At 58.6% G+C, this 16,445-nt stretch carries 15 protein-coding genes and 4 tRNA genes; 13 read left to right on the plus strand and 6 right to left on the minus strand.

Going from position 1 to position 16,445, the window contains the following annotated elements:
• Positions 1 to 9: 9 nt before the first annotated feature.
• Together coxB and E4656_RS03860 are read right to left on the minus strand one after the other, a co-directional pair.
• The gene (gene coxB, locus E4656_RS03855) at positions 10 to 1,380 is read right to left on the minus strand and encodes a cytochrome c oxidase subunit II (RefSeq protein WP_135481329.1); all 1,371 of its coding nucleotides are present in this window, start codon (positions 1,378 to 1,380) and stop codon (positions 10 to 12) included.
• 388 nt (positions 1,381 to 1,768) lie between these two features.
• Complete coding sequence (locus E4656_RS03860; protein ID WP_135481331.1) at positions 1,769 to 2,359, minus strand: TlpA family protein disulfide reductase; 591 nt, start codon at positions 2,357 to 2,359, stop codon at positions 1,769 to 1,771.
• Positions 2,360 to 2,436: 77 nt separating this feature from the next.
• Between E4656_RS03860 and E4656_RS03865 the strand changes: the two genes are divergently transcribed.
• Positions 2,437 to 3,042, plus strand: a complete 606-nt coding sequence (locus tag E4656_RS03865) for a hypothetical protein (RefSeq protein WP_135481333.1) — start codon at positions 2,437 to 2,439, stop codon at positions 3,040 to 3,042.
• A 28-nt stretch (positions 3,043 to 3,070) separates the two neighbouring features.
• Here E4656_RS03865 and E4656_RS03870 read toward each other — a convergent pair whose 3' ends face one another.
• Positions 3,071 to 3,613 carry a CBS domain-containing protein gene (locus tag E4656_RS03870; protein WP_135481335.1) on the minus strand — a complete coding sequence of 181 codons (543 nt, stop codon included), beginning with the start codon at positions 3,611 to 3,613 and terminating at the stop codon, positions 3,071 to 3,073.
• Between the two features lie 186 nt (positions 3,614 to 3,799).
• Between E4656_RS03870 and E4656_RS03875 the strand changes: the two genes are divergently transcribed.
• Positions 3,800 to 4,450, plus strand: a complete 651-nt coding sequence (locus E4656_RS03875; protein ID WP_205849085.1) for a MiaE family protein — start codon at positions 3,800 to 3,802, stop codon at positions 4,448 to 4,450.
• On the opposite strand, the gene E4656_RS03880 is transcribed toward E4656_RS03875, so the two are convergent.
• The 3 genes from E4656_RS03880 to folD form a co-directional block, all read right to left on the minus strand.
• A complete protein-coding gene (locus E4656_RS03880; protein ID WP_135481337.1) occupies positions 4,411 to 5,160 on the minus strand; it encodes a UDP-2,3-diacylglucosamine diphosphatase in 750 nt (249 codons plus the stop codon). The genes E4656_RS03875 and E4656_RS03880 overlap by 40 nt on opposite strands.
• Entirely contained in the window at positions 5,160 to 5,663 is a 504-nt protein-coding gene (locus E4656_RS03885) for a peptidylprolyl isomerase (RefSeq protein ID WP_135481339.1), read from the minus strand. The genes E4656_RS03880 and E4656_RS03885 overlap by 1 nt, the downstream gene beginning before the upstream one ends.
• 100 nt (positions 5,664 to 5,763) lie before the next feature.
• A complete protein-coding gene (gene folD / locus E4656_RS03890; RefSeq protein ID WP_135481341.1) occupies positions 5,764 to 6,630 on the minus strand; it encodes a bifunctional methylenetetrahydrofolate dehydrogenase/methenyltetrahydrofolate cyclohydrolase FolD in 867 nt (288 codons plus the stop codon).
• Positions 6,631 to 6,827: 197 nt separating this feature from the next.
• Between folD and E4656_RS03895 the strand changes: the two genes are divergently transcribed.
• From E4656_RS03895 to E4656_RS03945, 11 genes are all read left to right on the plus strand, one after another.
• A tRNA-Pro gene (locus E4656_RS03895) sits at positions 6,828 to 6,904 on the plus strand.
• A 24-nt stretch (positions 6,905 to 6,928) separates the two neighbouring features.
• Positions 6,929 to 7,005, plus strand: a tRNA-Arg gene (locus E4656_RS03900).
• A gap of 34 nt (positions 7,006 to 7,039) precedes the next feature.
• Positions 7,040 to 7,115: transfer RNA gene (locus E4656_RS03905), tRNA-His, on the plus strand.
• Between the two features lie 46 nt (positions 7,116 to 7,161).
• A tRNA-Leu gene (locus tag E4656_RS03910) sits at positions 7,162 to 7,246 on the plus strand.
• A 116-nt stretch (positions 7,247 to 7,362) separates the two neighbouring features.
• Positions 7,363 to 8,661: a trigger factor gene (gene tig / locus E4656_RS03915; RefSeq protein ID WP_135481343.1), complete on the plus strand. Its 1,299-nt coding sequence runs from the start codon at positions 7,363 to 7,365 to the stop codon at positions 8,659 to 8,661.
• A gap of 146 nt (positions 8,662 to 8,807) precedes the next feature.
• Positions 8,808 to 9,437, plus strand: coding sequence for an ATP-dependent Clp endopeptidase proteolytic subunit ClpP (gene clpP / locus E4656_RS03920; protein ID WP_276605964.1), 630 nt, complete (start codon positions 8,808 to 8,810; stop codon positions 9,435 to 9,437).
• Between the two features lie 117 nt (positions 9,438 to 9,554).
• Positions 9,555 to 10,847, plus strand: a complete 1,293-nt coding sequence (gene clpX / locus E4656_RS03925) for an ATP-dependent Clp protease ATP-binding subunit ClpX (protein ID WP_135481345.1) — start codon at positions 9,555 to 9,557, stop codon at positions 10,845 to 10,847.
• 78 nt (positions 10,848 to 10,925) lie between these two features.
• Positions 10,926 to 13,337: an endopeptidase La gene (gene lon, locus E4656_RS03930; protein ID WP_135481347.1), complete on the plus strand. Its 2,412-nt coding sequence runs from the start codon at positions 10,926 to 10,928 to the stop codon at positions 13,335 to 13,337.
• 239 nt (positions 13,338 to 13,576) lie between these two features.
• Positions 13,577 to 13,849, plus strand: coding sequence for an HU family DNA-binding protein (locus E4656_RS03935; protein WP_135481349.1), 273 nt, complete (start codon positions 13,577 to 13,579; stop codon positions 13,847 to 13,849).
• Positions 13,850 to 13,974: 125 nt separating this feature from the next.
• Positions 13,975 to 15,828, plus strand: a complete 1,854-nt coding sequence (locus tag E4656_RS03940) for a SurA N-terminal domain-containing protein (RefSeq protein ID WP_135481351.1) — start codon at positions 13,975 to 13,977, stop codon at positions 15,826 to 15,828.
• A gap of 90 nt (positions 15,829 to 15,918) precedes the next feature.
• On the plus strand, positions 15,919 to 16,416 hold the full coding sequence (locus tag E4656_RS03945) for a KdsC family phosphatase (RefSeq protein ID WP_205849086.1): 498 nt from the start codon (positions 15,919 to 15,921) through the stop codon (positions 16,414 to 16,416).
• Positions 16,417 to 16,445 lie beyond the last annotated feature (29 nt).

A 16,445-nucleotide genomic window follows, 5' to 3' on the forward strand; every position in this document is an offset into this window, starting at 1 on the left:
CTGTTATTCTTAATCGCTGTCAGGTTCAAGGCTGTTGATGTAAGCCACCAGATCATTGACTTGCTGTTCGGTCTGCACGCGCTGCGCGAACAGCCGCATCTGCATGCCGTACTGATCGGACTCATGAGCACCCCGGACCCCGGATTTGAAATTCTCGATCTGACGTACCAGATAGCTGTCCAGCTGCCCGGCCAGGCGGGGCGCGCGCGTATAGTAGTTGCCTTCAGCGCTGGTACCATGACAGTCCGCACAGCTGGCGTAATACTGTTCACCCCGGCGCAGGTCACCCACTATGGTATTTTCCGCCGGCTGGTCGGGCAGCGTCATGATGTAGGCCGACACATCCCGAATGGCCTGCTCATCGGGCAGGGTGGCCATCATGCCGGCCATCTGCTGACCCAGGCTGTCGTCTTCATGCGCCCCGCGTACGCCATCCCGGTAGTATTCGAGCTGTCGGATCAGGTACTGCTGGCCGAGCCCGCTGACCTTGGGTGCATTCATGGCCGGGTTGCCTTCACCGGCAGTGCCGTGGCAACCGGCACAGGTCTGGTAGAGGGCTTCGCCATTCTCGGGGTTACCCCAGTGATGCTCGTCCAGGGTCTCGGCAAAGGTGGGCTGGTGATCCAGCCATTGCTGGAAATCATCCTGCTCCTGCACCACCACGCGGCCCCGCATGGCGTGGTGCCCCATGCCGCAGAGCTGCATGCAGACCACTTCAAAGTTGCCGATACGGGTCGGGGTCAGCCACATGCTGGTGACCATGCCGGGCACCATGTCCATCTTGGCACGGAACTGCGGCACGCCGAAATTGTGCAGCACGTCCATGGCTCGCATCTTCATTTCCATCGGTTGATCAACCGGCAGGTGCAGGATGTTGCTGAATACAAGAATGTCATCCTGGCCGGCCGGGTCCTGAGGGTCCAGGCCGAAAGGGTTGTCCGGGCTCACAAAGCGCGGGTCGGTAGCCCCGAGCACGCCGTCATCGCCGGGGAAGCGGTACAGCCAGTGCCACTGCTTGCCCAGCACCTCCACGGTCTGGGCGTCATCCGGCTTGCTGATGAAGCTGGACCAGGCGAACAGGCCGGGAGCGAGCAGGGCTGCAATACCCACCGCCGTGATGCCGGTCAGCCAGATTTCCAGTTTCTTGTTTTCCGGCTCGTAATCAGCCTTGCGATCCTTGCGATAGCGGAACTTGTAGATGGCATAGGCCATGAACAGGTTGACCAGGATAAAGACGATACCGGTAATCAGTATGGTGATGCTGATGGTGCTGTCTATGGCAGTCCAGTTGGAGGCCAGGGGGGTGAAGGTCCAGGGACTCAGGAAATGAAAGAGTACCGTCCCGACGACTAGCAGCACGATGGCGATCACGATAATCATAAGACCCTGCTCCGGCTCGATGGTGTTGTTCTTGAACTGCAGTGAGGTGACTGCGACATGTTGCTGCTACGTGGCAAAACAGGGATACGAGGGGACAGAGGATGTCCGTTGTCGGGAATAGCACGCACCGACAGTGACTCAGCGTCGCCTCCGGATCGACCATCGATCACCGAGACAACAGGCATGGTCCGGACATGTAAAGTGTCGTGATTCGACAAATTGCTCCCTCAATCTCTGTTGTTGTTGTGCGTTTGAGCAACGTCCGCAAATGTTCCGTCAACTTAAATTGAATAGTAGATCAGCGCAACCTGTGGAGGGGGGCGTTTATTATCTTGATTTGCTATATGTAACCGGTTTGTAAACTTTTTTGGTTATATGGTGTGCAGTTTCACTGCATGTCGACAATGGGTGTGAGCAGGGCCGGCACTTCTTCCGGGCGGATCAGGCCGAGGTGAAAACCCACGATCCGGCCTTCTGCATCGACCACAAAGGTATGGGGCAGCCCCAGTTCATCACTGCCCAGCAGGCGGGTAACGGTGCGTGCATCCGCGTCGCCCACCAGCAGCGGATAGTTGATGCCGAACTCGCGGGCGAATGCGGAGACCGGTGCGGGGTCATCCATGCTCAGACCGATCACCGTCAGTTGGTCACCATGTTCAGCCTGGATGTCGATCAGCAATGGCACTTCTTCCCTGCAGGGGCCGCACCAGGTGGCCCAGACATTGATGATCATCGGCTGGCCGACCCATTCTCCAATGGCGCGCTCACGGCCCGACAGGTCTTCCATGGTGAACGCCGGCAGGGTGTCGACGATCTGATCACGGGCCCAGGCCTGCACTCCGGGACCGGGCTCGGTGCCGGCGAGCGGACGATCTTCGGCTGTGCCACCGGTCAGAGCGAGGTAGCCCAGAATCAGCAGGGTGCCCGTCAGCAGGGACAGCAGTGCGGTCAGTGACAGCAGCAGGGTAGGTTGCCTCATGAGTATCTGGCGACTCTGGCTGGAAAAGTGAGTGTGGGCACAGTATAAACGAGGCAGGTGTACTCAGGGAGATGTCCATGCAGGTTTCAACGCGGCTGATGACACGACTGGTCCTGTTGCTGTTGCTGGTTCTGTTCATGGCGCCGATCTTCTGGGCTCAGATAGCCGTGCAGCGTGGCTGGCTGGAGAATACGGAAAAGACCACCAACTTTGGTGAGCGCCTGAAGAAACCGGTGGCCTTTATCCAGTTGGGGCCAATGCTGGACCACGGCCGGCTGGAGCCGCAGGAACTGTCGGCTTCCTGGTGGCTGGTCTATGTGCTGCCGAACCCCTGTACTGACAGCTGCAGGGTCCGTCTGACGCAGATCGAAGACATACTGGCGGCGGTGGATGCGCCAGCCGGGCGTGTACGGGCGCTGCTGCTGGATCCTTCTCCGGGCCGGGCCGAGGCGCTGCCGGTCGCCATGTCGGACTCGGTCGTGCATCTCGATGCCCACGCCAGTGCGATCAATCGGGCGCTGGGCAGCTCGGAAGCGGTCGCGGTCCATGAGCCGGCAGGCGAGGCGGTGCAGGCACTGTATCTGATGAACCCGCAGGGCAGTCTGATGATGAAATACAGTGCAGAGACAGAAGATGCCGCCCTGGTGGGCGGCATACGCAGTGATATCGAACGATTGCTGTAGCAGGAGGGCGGGCCGGAGCCCGCCCGGTTCAGGTGGCCAGTACAAAGACCAGAATCGACATCATCAGTGCATAGACGACAATGCCGCCGGCCAGCATCCAGAGCGGATAGTTGCGGCTGACACTGGCCTTGGTGCTGGCGGCCATGTCGTGCAGCATGTCGGGCCAGGTGTAGGACACGAAATCGCCCTGAGTAAATACTTTCTGCAGGCGTTCGTTTTCGTCGACGACAGGCAGACGGCGGAAGCGCTTGTTTGACATCAGGCGCAGGCAATCCACTACATTGTCGGTTTCATGAGCCACATAGGGCTCCCGGGTCATCACTTCGGATACGGGAGTGGTGGCGGGGTCCTTCTTCTTGTTGACCAGACGGGTCATGATGTCGCGTTCTGACAAAATGCCCTTTACTGTCTGGTCGTCATCAACAATGACGATACAGCCAAAGCCCTTGGCGCACATGGCATCCACGGCCTCCTGCACCGTGGTTGTGGCACTGCAGGTCAGTGGTTTGGGCATGTTCTTGAATTCAGGACGGTCGCGAAGCTGTCTTCTTATATGAATTGTATCTGCCATGTATGGCCGCTCCTTATAGCGTCTATGGGACTCTTGTCTCGTCTGGCGAACGCCGCCGGCATTGACTCAGATCAATGCACTCTGTGACGTCCATTGACACTTTCAATGTAGCTGCAAATATTTCAATCGGCAAAAAAGCGGAGTATTGTTCGCGCCGTTCAATAACCGCATCGAGAGGAGATCAGGGTGTCTGCAGTCGATGAACTGGCCAGGCCGGTAACGGAATTTCTGGGTGGTCCCACGCCGCAGGCCTGGATCAACTGGGCCCTGCAGCATCAGGACCTGATGCTGATCGATCATGCCCATTGCGAGAAGAAGGCGGCCTCGACGGCGCTCAGCCTGATGTATCGCTATGTGGATGATTCGGCCTTCCTGAATCGGCTGAGCAAGCTGGCCCGTGAGGAACTGGTGCATTTCGAGCAGGTATTGCGCCTGCTGCGCCGGCGCGGCATTGCATATGACCATCTCAGCGCGGCCCCCTATGCTTCCGGGTTGATCGCCGAGGCCCGGCAGGAAGAGCCCTGGAAGCTGATTGACCGGCTGATCATCAGTGCCTTTATCGAGGCCCGTTCCTGTGAGCGGTTTGCCGCTGTGGCACCGCATCTGGACGATGAGCTGGCCACCTTCTACACCGGGTTGCTGCGCTCCGAGGCGCGGCATTTCGAGATCTATATTCAGCAGGCAGAGCGGGTGGCCGGTCAGGCCGGTATCAGCACCGAGTCAGTACAGGGCAGGGTGGCCGAGTTTCGCCAGCGGGAACTGGCACTGATCCAGGCTCCCGCTGACGAGTTCCGGTTTCACAGTGGCGTGCCGAGCGAGGCGTCGTCCGCTGCATAATTGAGGCGTTTGAGCACCGGGGCACTGTTGTTGTCCCACTGACAGATCACGGCTTCGCCGTTGCGCCAATCGCCCAGCACATAGCGAGTGCCGTCCTCACCGAGCGGATGAAAAGCCGGCCGATGCGTATGACCGTGAATCAGATCCAGAGCCCCGTGGGTGGCCACCTGCTGCACGGTATACTCCTCATTCACATCCATGATGTCTTCCGGTTTGGTGGCGTTCTCGGTGGAAGACTGCTGGCGGGCCTGCTGGGCCATGGCCAGGCGTTCTTCCACTGTCTTGCCGAGAAAGTCCTGCTGCCAGCTGCGATTGCGCACGATCTGGCGGAATTGCATATAGGCCCTGTCATCGATGCAGAGGTGGTCGCCATGAATCAGCCAGGTGGGCCGGCCGTTGATGACCAGCATCTTGCCGTCGTGGTGAATCTGGATGTTGGCCAGCTCTGCAAACTGCTGCCCGACCAGGAAATCCCGGTTGCCAGGCACGAAATGCAGTGACACGCCTCTGGCGTGCAGCGGACGCAGCGCCTTGATCACGCCTTCCGCCACCGGGTTGGGGGCGTCGTCACCAATCCAGAAATCGAACAGGTCGCCCAGAATCCACAAGCTCTTGGTGGCCTCGGGCAGGCGCATGCACAGACGCTGAAAGCCTGCCAGCAGTTCGGGGTGCTCGGGGCTCAGGTGCAGGTCGGAGATCGCAAAGTGCATCAGTCTTCTTCTACCTTGACGGTTTCAATAACGACAGGCTCGGTCGGCACGTCATCATGCGGGCCGTTGCGACCAGTAGGCACGCTCTTGATTTCGTTGACCACATCCATGCCATCCACCACCCGACCAAAGGCAGCATAGCCCCAGCCCTGAGGTGATTCATTCTGATGGTTCAGAAAGTCGTTGCTGCCTACGTTGATGAAGAACTGGCTGGTTGCCGAATGCGGGTCCATGGTACGTGCCATGGCTATGGTACCGACTTCGTTGTCGACACCATTGTTGGCTTCGTTCCTGATCGGCTCGCGCGTCGGTGTTTTCTGGTTCATGTCGGTGTCGAAACCGCCGCCCTGAACCATGAAGTGGCTGATGACCCGGTGAAAAATCAGGCCGTCGTAGAAGCCCTCTTTGGCATACTGGACAAAGTTGTCGACGGTCTCCGGGGCCTTGTCGGCATAGAGCTCCAATGTAATGGTGCCCTTGGAAGTCTGCATAATGGCTTTCATGAGTTGGACTGTCCTGGCTGTATATCTGGCTGCGCATGATGCCTCAAACCGCCCGCGACTGCCAGCCGGAGCAGTTGAGTCCGTGGCACGAGGCGGCGCATCAGGGCTGGCCCAGCCCATGCAGTGTCGTGGCCGCGATATAGGTGTTCTCCATCAGAGTGGCCACCGTCATCGGGCCCACACCGCCGGGCACCGGCGTCATCCAGGCGGCGCGGCTTTGCGCCACCTCGAAATCCAGGTCACCCTTGAGGGTGCCGTCGTCCTGCCGGTTGATGCCGATGTCGATCACGGTGGCGCCGGGCTTGATCCAGTGCGCGTCCACGATACTGCGGTTGCCGACAGCGACGACCAGAATATCGGCCTGCTCGACATGGTGTTGCAGGCTCTGCGTAAAGCGATGGCAGACGGTAATGGTGCAGCCGGCCAGCAACAGCTCCAGGGCCATGGGGCGGCCGACATGATTGGAGGCGCCGACAATCACCGCATGCTTGCCCGATACATTCTGCCCGGTGGCCTGCAGCAGGGTCATGACACCCTTGGGGGTGCAGGATTCCAGCATCGGAATGCGCACCGCGAGGCGCCCGACATTGTAGGGATGAAAACCGTCTACATCCTTGTCCGGGCGAATACGTTCGATGACCTTCTGTTCATCGATCTGTTCCGGCAGCGGCGACTGCACCAGGATGCCGTCAATGGTGGCATCGGCATTCAGTTGGTCAATCAGTTCCAGCAGCTCGTACTGGCTGGTGGTGTCCGGCAGGTCATGCGATACCGACTTGAAACCGATCTCGTCACAGCTGCGGCGTTTGGCGCCCACATATACCTGGCTGGCCGGATCGGCCCCGACCAGAATGACCGCCAGTCCGGGCGGGCGGTTGCCGGCGCTGGTCAGCTCTGTGACCCGGGTTTTCAATCGTGCTTTCAGGTCAGCGGCAATCTGCTTTCCGTCGATCAGCCTGGCAGTCATGGTAGGGCATACTCCTGAATCAAGACGGGGCGTAGTTTCGCATGGCCTCAGCGCCAAGTACAAACTGTGGGCGTCAAAAACAGGCCCATTCGTATCCATTTGTTTTTGTTAATTTTTTTAACAAAACCGGAGGCGTGCCATTGACGACCACCCAAGCCCTGAGTATTATGCGCCGCACGCTGAACAGAGCGACACGTCGGAGCATAGCGCAGCCTGGTAGCGCATCTGGTTTGGGACCAGAGGGTCGGGGGTTCAAATCCCTCTGCTCCGACCAGCTAACCCAGCGGCAGTTACTCGAGCGCTCGTAGCTCAACTGGATAGAGCACCGGCCTTCTAAGCCGGGGGTCGCAGGTTCGAGTCCTGCCGGGCGCGCCATTCGGTGTATTGTCCGTTTCAGCAAACAGTTATGGTGGGCGTAGCTCAGTTGGTAGAGCCCCGGATTGTGACTCCGGTGGTCGTGGGTTCAAGTCCCATCGTCCACCCCATTTTTGAAAAACGCTGCGGCCGGCGGGCTGCGGCGTTTTCCGCTGTGCGGATGTGGTGAAATTGGTATACACGCTGGATTTAGGTTCCAGTGCCGAAAGGCGTGTGAGTTCGAGTCTCACCATCCGCACCACCCTTGTTTTAATGAGGGTTATCGGAACCGGACTGTGCTCGGTTGATTATTGGTATCAGCAGCCTTAAAGTTCCCGCCCCGAAGCATGTTCAGTCAGAATACAGTGAGGATTTCCCATGCAAGTGACCGTTGAGACGACCTCCGGTCTGGAACGCCGGATGACCATTAATGTCCCGGCGGACAAGGTCAACGCTGAAGTAGACAAGCGGGTCAAGGATACCGCGCGTCGTGTGCGCCTGGACGGTTTCCGCCCGGGCAAGGTGCCGGCCAGTGTGGTCAAGCAGCGTTTTGGCCCCAGCATCCGCGCCGAGGTGTTGCAGGATGTGGTACGGGAGTCCTATGTGGAAGCATTGGACCAGGAGTCCATCACGCCAGCAGGCTACCCTCGCTTTGAAGACGTGAAAGATGAAGGCGAAGCGGTCCAGTTTGCCGCCGTGTTCGAAGTCTTCCCGGAGATCAGGCTGGGTGACTTCAGCAAGGTTGAAGTCGAGCGGTCGACAGTCGAAGTGACCGACGAGAACGTCGAGCAGATGATCGAAAGCCTGCGTCAGCAGCGCGCCGAATACAATGATGTCGACCGTGCCGCGGCCAATGACGACAAAGTGGTTGCAGACTTTGTCGGCAAGATCGATGGCGAAGCATTTGACGGTGGCAGTGCCGAAGACCAGGAACTGATTCTGGGCAGCGGCCGCATGATTCCGGGTTTCGAGGAAGGCATTGTCGGTATCAAGCCGGGTGCGGAAAAGACCATAGAGGTGACCTTCCCGGAAGAGTATCAGAACAAGGATCTGGCCGGTAAGAAGGCCACCTTCGACATTACCCTGAAGAAGGTGCAGGCGCCGAGCCTGCCGGAACTGAACGAAGACTTCATCAAGGAACTGGGCGCCCGGGAAACCGATGTCGAAGCCTTCCGCCAGGAAGTGCGCGAGAACATGACGCGTGAAGCGCGTCAGGCCGTTCAGAGCAAGGTCAAGAATGACGTCATTAATCAGCTGATCGAAGCGTCCGAGTTCGATGCGCCGACGGCTCTGGTTGACCAGGAAATCCAGCGTCTGCGTCAGGAAGCCGTGCAGCAGTTCGGCGGTGGCCAGCAGATGGACCCGAACCAGTTGCCGCGTGAGCTCTTTGTCGAGCAGGCCGAGCGCCGGGTGCGCACGGGCCTGATCTTCTCCGAAGTGGCCAAGAAGCATGAACTGGAAGCGGATGACGAGTCCGTGCGGGCCCGGGTGGAAGAACTGGCCAGCGTCTATCAGGAACCGGAATCTGTCGTCAACTATTACATGAACAACCAGGAACAGCTGGCTCAGGTGCAGTCACTGGTGCTGGAAGACAAGGTAATAGAGCGTATCCTGCAGGATGCCAAGGTGACCGAGGTCCAGGCTGACTACTATGAAGCGGTGAAGCGCGACAATTAAGCCGCTTCTCCGTCGGGCAGAAGGTTGAAATAAGAGCGGTCGTCCCAACAATGTGGTGACCGCTTTTTTTATGGCAGCTTTGTGGACACGCCGGAATGGCATTATGCTGTGAGGGTGTTCATCGCAGGTACAGGAGTTCCCGTTTCATGACCTCATACAATCAGGCAGAGGAAAACGCCATGCAGACTTCAAACGCTCTGGTCCCCATCGTTATTGAACAGACATCCCGGGGCGAGCGCTCGTTTGATATCTATTCGCGTCTGCTGAAAGAGCGTGTCATCTTCCTGACCGGTCAGGTCGAGGACCATATGGCCAATCTGATAGTGGCTCAGATGCTGTTCCTGGAGTCAGAGAATCCGGACAAGGATATTCACCTGTACATCAACTCTCCAGGGGGCGCTGTGACTGCCGGCATGTCGATCTATGACACCATGCAGTTCATCAAGCCGGACGTGAGCACCATGTGTATCGGTCAGGCTGCCAGCATGGGCGCCTTCCTGCTCGCGGCAGGGGCCAAGGGCAAGCGCTATGTGCTGCCGCACTCCCGGGTCATGATTCACCAGCCGCTGGGTGGCTATCAGGGCCAGGCGTCTGATATCGAGATTCACGCCAAGGAAATCCTGAAGATCAAGAGAACCCTCAACGAACGTCTGGCCGAACATACTGGGCGTGATCTTGAGGACATCGAGCGCGATACGGATCGCGACAATTTCATGGATGCTGAAACAGCCAAGGACTACGGTCTGGTTGATGCAGTGTTGAGCCAGCGCGACTGATTGGCGAGCAGATGTACCCGACTGGCAGGAAATATTCGCTCAGTCCTGCAGTCTGACTTGCAAATTAGCAGTCGCCGCTGCATCTTTATCGAGTAACACGCGTACCGGAGTAATTTGATGGCGGATGACACCAAGCAAAAAGACGACGGCAAGCTGCTGTACTGTTCCTTCTGTGGCAAGAGCCAGCATGAAGTGCGCAAGCTGATTGCCGGCCCGTCTGTGTTTATCTGTGATGAGTGTGTCGATCTGTGCAATGACATCATTCGCGAGGAACTGCAGGACGCCGAGATAGAGCCGGAGCACGATCTGCTGCCCACGCCGGCGGAGATTCGTCAGACTCTGGATGAGTATGTCATCGGTCAGGAGCAGGCCAAGACAGTGCTGGCCGTAGCAGTCTACAACCACTACAAGCGCCTGCGTCACGGTGAATCAGTCAAGGGCGAGGATATCGAACTCAGCAAGAGCAACATTCTGCTGATCGGCCCCACCGGTTCCGGCAAGACGCTGCTGGCGGAAACCCTGGCCCGCTTGCTGAACGTCCCCTTTACCATTGCCGATGCCACCACCCTGACCGAAGCCGGTTATGTGGGTGAGGATGTCGAGAACATCATTCAGAAGCTGCTGCAGAAGTGCGACTATGATGTCGAGCGCGCACAGCGCGGTATTGTCTATATCGACGAGATCGACAAGATCAGCCGCAAGTCCGACAACCCCTCCATCACCCGCGATGTCAGCGGTGAGGGCGTGCAGCAGGCCTTGTTGAAGCTGATCGAGGGCACCGTGGCTTCGGTGCCGCCGCAAGGTGGCCGGAAACATCCGCAGCAGGAGTTCCTGCAGGTGGATACCGGCAACATGCTGTTTATCTGTGGTGGCGCCTTCTCCGGCCTGGAACAGATCATTCGGGACCGCAGTGAAAAGAGCAGTATCGGCTTTTCGGCTCCGGTTCATTCCAAGGACAACACGCAGAACGTCGGCAAGACGCTGTTGTCCGTGGAGCCGGAAGATCTCGTACGCTATGGCCTGATTCCCGAGTTCATTGGCCGTCTGCCGGTGGTGGCTACCCTGTCCGAACTGGACGAGGAAGCGCTGATCGAGATTCTGCGCGAGCCCAAGAATGCTTTGGTCAAGCAGTATCAGAAGCTGTTCGAGATGGAGTCGGTGGAACTGGAATTCCGTGAATCCGCCCTGCGCGCTGTGGCGAGCAAGGCCATGGAACGCAAAACCGGTGCCCGTGGTTTGCGCTCCATCCTTGAAAGTGTGCTGTTAGACACCATGTATGTCATACCGTCGGAAGAAAACGTGGAGAAGGTGGTGATCGACGACAAGGTCATCACCGGTGATTCGGAACCGCTGCTGATCTACAGCTCCCAAAAGGAGAAGTCGCTGAGCGCCGCCTCCGGTCGCGACTGACACGCTCTCCGACAGTGCAGAATACTGTCCCGCCGGGGGTTGTCCCCCGGCGCAACCTGACCAATCGTTTGGATTAGCATGACTGACGCACCTGTTTCCTGCCCGGTACTGCCACTGCGTGATGTGGTGGTGTACCCGCATATGGTCATTCCGCTCTTTGTCGGGCGTGAACGCTCCATCAATGCCCTCAATGCTGCCATGGACACCGACAAGAAGGTGATCCTGGTGGCCCAGAAGCACGCCTCCGAAGACGAGCCCAAGGCCGAAGATATCTTCGACTTCGGCACCCTGGCGACGGTCCTGCAACTGCTCAAGCTGCCCGACGGTACCGTCAAGGTGCTGGTGGAAGGCGTGTCCCGCATCAGCCTCAGTGATATCGACTTCGAACATGAAGACTATGTCGTCGCCTCCGGCGCACTGATGGAAGAAGAGGACATGAGCGAGCGCGAGGAAGAAGCGCTGCTGCGGACCCTCAACAATCAGTTCGAGAAGTATGTTCAGCTCAGCAAGAAGGTGCCCAGCGAAGTCCTGACCTCACTGGAGAGCATTGACGAGCCCGGTCGCCTGATCGACACCATCGCCGCCCATATGGCGCTCAAGCTGGAAGAAAAACAGCATATTCTCGAAATGCCGGCTATCCGCGAGCGCATTGAACATGTGCTGACGCTGCTGGAAACCGAGATCGACCTGCTACAGGTCGAGAAGCGCATTCGCGGTCGTGTCAAGAAGCAGATGGAAAAGAGCCAGCGCGAGTACTACCTGAATGAGCAGATGAAGGCCATTCAGAAAGAGCTCGGCGACATTGACGACACGCACAATGAAGCGGAAGGGCTGGAGAAGAAGATTGAAGAAGCGGGCATGCCCAAGGAGGCGCTGGACAAGGCTCAGACCGAGCTGAAGAAGCTCAAGATGATGTCTCCCATGTCGGCCGAGGCCTCCGTGGTGCGCAGCTATATCGACTGGCTGCTGTCCATTCCCTGGAAGAAGCGGACCCGTTCGACCATCGACCTGCCGAAGGCACAGAAGATCCTGGACGAGGATCACTACGGCCTGGAAGAGGTCAAGGAGCGCATTCTCGAATTCCTGGCCGTGCAGAAGCGGGTGCGCAAGATCAAGGGCCCGATTCTGTGTCTGGTCGGCCCGCCCGGCGTGGGCAAGACATCTCTCGGGCAGTCCATTGCCCGGGCCGTCAATCGCAAGTACGTGCGCATGGCCCTGGGCGGGGTACGGGACGAAGCGGAAATCCGCGGTCACCGCCGCACCTATATCGGCTCGCTGCCCGGCAAGGTCATCCAGAAGATGTCCAAGGTCGGCGTGCGCAACCCGCTGTTCCTGCTCGACGAGATCGACAAGATGGGCATGGATCATCGCGGTGATCCGGCTTCGGCCCTGCTGGAAGTGCTGGACCCGGAGCAGAACAACAGCTTCAACGATCATTACCTGGAGCTGGATTATGACCTGTCGGATGTCATGTTCATCTGTACCTCCAACTCCATGAACATTCCCGGCCCGTTGCTGGACCGCATGGAGGTCATTCGTCTGCCCGGCTATACCGAGGAAGAGAAGACCAATATCGCCCGCAACTATCTGGTACCCAAGCAGCTCAGGGGCAATGGTCTGAAGGCCGATGAGCTGGATATTCCGGACGCCACGCTGACCGACGTGATCCGCCACTATACCCGGGAAGCCGGGGTGCGTGGTCTGGAACGCGAGATCGCCAAGATCTGCCGCAAGGCCGTGCGTCGTATTCTGGAAAAGAAAACGGAAGAGAAGCCGCTGGTAGTGCGGCCGGAGGATCTGGAGGATTTTCTCGGCGTCATCAAGTTCCGCTTTGGGCGGGCTGAGGAAGACAATCAGGTTGGGCAGGTCACCGGCCTGGCCTGGACTTCGGTCGGCGGTGAGCTGCTCAACCTCGAAGCCGCGGTGACGCCCGGCAAGGGCCGGCTCAACCGTACCGGCAAGCTGGGCGACGTGATGCAGGAGTCGATTCAGACCGCCATGACGGTAGTGCGCAGCCGGGGGCAGGCACTGGGCATCCTGCCCAGTGCCTTCGAGCGCCAGGACATTCATATTCACGTACCGGAAGGGGCAACGCCCAAGGATGGCCCCAGCGCCGGTATCGGCATGTGTATCGCTCTGGTGTCGGCTCTAAGCCGGATACCGGTGCGGGCGGACGTGGCCATGACCGGTGAGATCACCTTGCGCGGTCAGGTGCTGGCCATTGGCGGGCTGAAGGAGAAGTTGCTGGCGGCCCACAGAGGCGGCATCAAGACAGTGATCATTCCCGAGGAGAATGAGCGGGACTTGAAGGAAGTGCCCGACAACATCCTCGAACGTCTGGAAATAAAGCCAGTCAAGTGGATTGACGAGGTGCTCGATATAGCCCTGGATGGCACACCAAAACCGTTGACGGATGAGCAGATCGAAGCCGATCTGAAACCTGCGGCGGGCGTCTCGACCCAGGAGGACAAGCGGCCCAGTACACATTGATCGAGAGCCAATTCAGGATGGCGGAAAGCCTTTTGTGATGCGGGGTCCCGAGTAAGGGCAAGAAAACCTAGGCTTTGCTTGACAGTGTTTTCGCTGTGCTGGTATAAAAACGCAACAGTACTCGCCGTGCAAGCATACTAAAACTCGGTCATGGATGTCCGCTCCCGCTGCTCCCGGAGTTTTTCGGGAGAAGGCGCGACGGATGAAGGCCGAAACTTCCAAATAAAAAGGGGATTAGCGTGAACAAGTCTGAACTGATTGATGCTGTCGCTGCTTCGGCAGACATTCCTAAGGCGGCGGCAAGCCGTGCACTTGATGCCATGATCGACTCTATCTCCGGCGCACTTAAAAACGGTGACCAGGTTGTACTGGTCGGGTTTGGTACCTTCTCTGTGAAAGAGCGTTCTGCGCGTACCGGTCGTAACCCACAAACTGGTGCTCCGATCCAGATTCCGGCCTCCAAGGCGCCGAGCTTCAAGCCCGGCAAGGCCCTGAAGGATGCTGTCAACTGATTGAACAGTGGTATTCCAGAATGGCGAGTGGGTACCACTCGCCATTTTTTTTGTCTGAACAGTTTTTTGCCTGATTTTGACCCCGGTCTGTACATGCCGGGACGCTTGCTGATCGCGGAGGATCAATGTTAGAGGGTATTCGTAGTGGTGCCAAAGGCCCCATGGGCAAGGTTCTGGTTGTCGTCATTTGTCTGGCGTTCGGCCTGTGGGGGGTGTCTACCGTTGTGCCGCTGGTATTCAGTGGCGGAGCTCCGGTGACGGTAAACGGCGAGGATATCTCGGCCAATGAGATTCAGCGCCGCGTGCAGCAGGAGCGGCAGCAAATGATCCAGCAGTTTGGCGACGGCATTGACCCCTCCATGATCACGGAGGAAATGGTGCGCCCGCAGGTGATCGAGCGTCTGGTACAGCAGCGTCTGGTCGCGCAGGCGGCGCAGGATGCAGGCTTTGTCCTGACCGAGCGCTCCTTGGATCGCGTGCTGGCTCGTGAACAGGCGTTCCAGCAGCAGGGCCAGTTCAGCTCTGATGTATTCGCCCGCATTGCCGCCCAACAGGGCATGACGCCACGACAGCTGCGCGATGCCATCGGCGACAGCGAGATCACCAACCAATGGGTGACTGGCCTGCAGCGTACCGAGTTTGTCCTGCCTTATGAAATGAGTCAGTACGGCGAGTACAGCAATCAGCAGCGGGATGTGGACTACGTCATCCTGGAGGCCGAAGATTATCTTGATCAGGTCGAGATCACCGATACCGATGTCGCCCAGTACTACGATGCCAACCAGGGTGATTACACCACGCCGGAGCGGGTGGCAGTGGACTATGTGATCTATCCGCGTGAACGTCTCGAGGCCGATGTCGAACCCTCGGAAGAGGACATCGAAGAAGCCTATGCGCGCTACCTGGCAGCAGAAGGCGGGGATGCGACGCGAGAGATCTCTCATATCCTGATCACTGCCGACGATCGCAGCGATGGTGAAGCCCGTGTCCTGGCCGAAGAATTGCGCCAGCGGGCAGAAAGCGAGGATTTTGCCGAACTGGCCGAAGCCTATTCCGATGACCCGGGCAGTGCCTCTGCCGGTGGCAATCTGGGCACTTTCCAGTCAGGTATCTTTGCAGAACCCTTCGAGCAGGCTGTTGAAGGTCTGGAAGAGCCGGGCGCACTCAGCGGCGTGGTTGAGACCGAGTTCGGTTTCCATATTATCCGCCTGGATGATATCGAAGTGGCTGACATGCCGAGCCTGGACGAGATGCGTGACGAGCTGCGGGCAGAACTGGTCGAGCGTGAAATCGCCTCGCAGCCGGTAATCCGCGACGAGATCGCCAATATCGCCTTTGCCAGCCTGGATCTGCAGGAACTGGCAGATACCTTCGAGCTCGACATCCAGTCGTCAGACTTTTTCTCCCGTGACGGGGGCGAGGGCTTTACCGCTGAAGACGACGTGGTCAGCGCCGCATTCAGCAGTGATGTGCTGAACGAAGAGATGAACAGTGATGTGATCGCGCTGGACGACATGAGCCTGGCCGTGCTGCGCAAGCGGGACCATCAGCCACCTGAAGTCATGCCACTGGAAGATGTGGAAGACGAGATCCGTACCATGCTGCAGCGGGAAGCGGCGATCGCCCGGGCGTCTGAAGAAGCAGAGTCTCTGTACAGTACCCTGAGCGCGGGTGAAAGCCCGGATATCAGCCTGCAGAGACTGAGTGGCATTACCCGCTTCGATTCGGACCTGGCGGACAGCCTGCTGAATGAAATCTTCCGTGCTCCGGCGCCGGAAGGCGAGGGCAGCAGTGCTTTCCGGGCAGAGACAGCCAATGGCCAGTGGGCTGTGGGTCGTGTGGTCTCCGTGACCCCGGGTGAAGTTGCAGAAGACGAGGAAGAGGACGTCAGACAGTTCATGACGCAGAACCTGCGCAATGCCGCAGTGGAATCTGTACTGACTGATCTGCGGGAGTCCGCTACCATTCGGATTCGCTGATTCCGGCCGCACAGGCAGGGAGAGACAGGGCGGCCGAGAGCCGCCCTTTTTGTTGGTAGCCGGTACACTTGCCGGCAGGAGATGACCCCGATGAAGATTCGCTTGATGGTCCTGGATGTCGATGGCGTACTGACAGACGGTCGCCTGTACTACACCGACCAGGGCGAGACCCTGAAGGCCTTTCATGTGCATGACGGCCTTGGCATCAAGGTCGCCCAGGCCAACGGTATTGATATTGCAGTGATTTCCGCCCGGGACTCGGGGCCGCTGGTGAAGCGACTGGATGACCTCGGTGTGAAGCATCGGTATCTTGGTTGCAAGGACAAACAGCAGGCCTTCAGGGAGCTGCTGCAGGCGGTACAGGTGCCGGCAGAGGAAGTGGCCTATGTCGGCGACGATGTGATTGACCTGGGCGTGATGCGCCAGGTGGGTTTCCCGATTGCCGTGAACAATGCCCAGGGCATGGTCAAGGCCATAGCGCGGCACCGCACCCAGCTCAACGGCGGCGAAGGCGCGGTCCGCGAAGCCATCGACTTCATTCTGCGCCAGCAGATGGGGCTGGAGAAGGCCTACCGCAACTTCATGTAGCGGGCCCCTGATGAAGGGCGGCTGACGCC

Source organism: Natronospirillum operosum, assembly GCF_004768465.1.
Lineage (GTDB): Bacteria > Pseudomonadota > Gammaproteobacteria > Pseudomonadales > Natronospirillaceae > Natronospirillum > Natronospirillum operosum.